This is a genomic window from Cognatitamlana onchidii, from assembly GCF_004804355.1.
Classification (GTDB): domain Bacteria; phylum Bacteroidota; class Bacteroidia; order Flavobacteriales; family Flavobacteriaceae; genus Cognatitamlana; species Cognatitamlana onchidii.
The window spans coordinates 1-1,148 of sequence record NZ_SRWZ01000012.1 but is presented as its reverse complement, the minus strand read 5'-3'; the positions used below and the strand labels follow the sequence as shown (position 1 = coordinate 1,148).

The following is a 1,148-nucleotide window of genomic DNA, read 5'->3' as shown; positions in this document are numbered from 1 at the left end:
AGCGGCAGCGTCACGTTTTTGCTTGGCATATGTTATAGGTGATAATTTACCTAAAGCATCATGTGGTCTGTATAGATTGTAATCATCCATCCATATTTTTGTTTGTTCTCTGACTTGATTAATGTTTTCAAAAATATATTTGTTTAGAACGCCACGTCTATAGCTCCCGTTAAATCGCTCAATAAATGCATTTTGTGTGGGTTTTCCTGGTTGAATATACTGAAACTCTATCTCGTGCATCATACTCCACTGTGAGGTTATTTTTGCGATAAATTCTGGACCATTATCCATTCTAATCTTTTGTGGTTTGCCTCTTTTATGTATCAGATGGTTTAACACCCAAACAATACGATTACTAGGCAATGAAAAATCAATTTCTATGTGAAGCGCCTCTCGATTATAGTCATCAATTATATTAAAAGCTCTAAAACGTCTCTTATTCTCTAAAACATCTGTTACAAAATCCATACTCCATGTATGGTTAAGTTCGCTAGGAACTTCTAAAGGCTCTTTAACTCTAAATGGTAAACGTTTCTTTGCCTTTCTACGAAAGGGTAAACCTAAAGACACATAAACTCTATGGACACGTTTGTGATTCCAGGGTTTACCTTCTTCTCGTAAGCGATCATAGGCTTTCCAGAAGCCTTCTTCTGAATGCTCTTCAGCTTTCTGCTGTAAAGCTCGTTCTATTTCAGTGTCATCCTTGGGAATCAATTTGTAATAATAGACGCTCTTACTCATATTCAATACGCGACACGCCCTGTTGATGCCGTAATGTATAAGTTCTTTGGCGATGATCCGCTTACGGCAGGGCTTTATAGCTTTTTTTCAATAATCTCTTTAGTCATTTGGTGGTCTAAAGCTAAAGTTGCGTACATCTGTTTAAGTTTGCGGTTCTCCTCTTCTAATTCTTTAATACGCTTTAGTTCTTTTCCGTTCATGCCTGAATAACGTTCTCGCCATTTATAAAAGGCCGATGTACTTACACCATGTTCACGCGTTATCTGATCGACACTCTTTCCGTTATCGAACTCTTTTAAAATCTTAGCTATTTGCTGGGGACTGAATTTACTTTTTCTCATAATTACTGTTTAAAGTTAATATTATTTTTACACTTTTAAACAGTTCGATTTATAGGGAAGCTTACA

1 protein-coding gene is annotated in these 1,148 nt (G+C 36.3%); it reads right to left on the bottom strand.

Annotation, left to right across the window (positions count from 1 at the left end):
- Positions 1-1,082 (bottom strand): IS3 family transposase gene (locus tag E5D58_RS14890; RefSeq protein ID WP_136483178.1). Its coding sequence is split into 2 segments (ribosomal slippage), with 1,083 coding nucleotides annotated over them: positions 1-821 and positions 821-1,082; the frame shifts between segments, so codons are not numbered across the junction. This gene is flagged as partial in the annotation.
- Positions 1,083-1,148 lie beyond the last annotated feature (66 nt).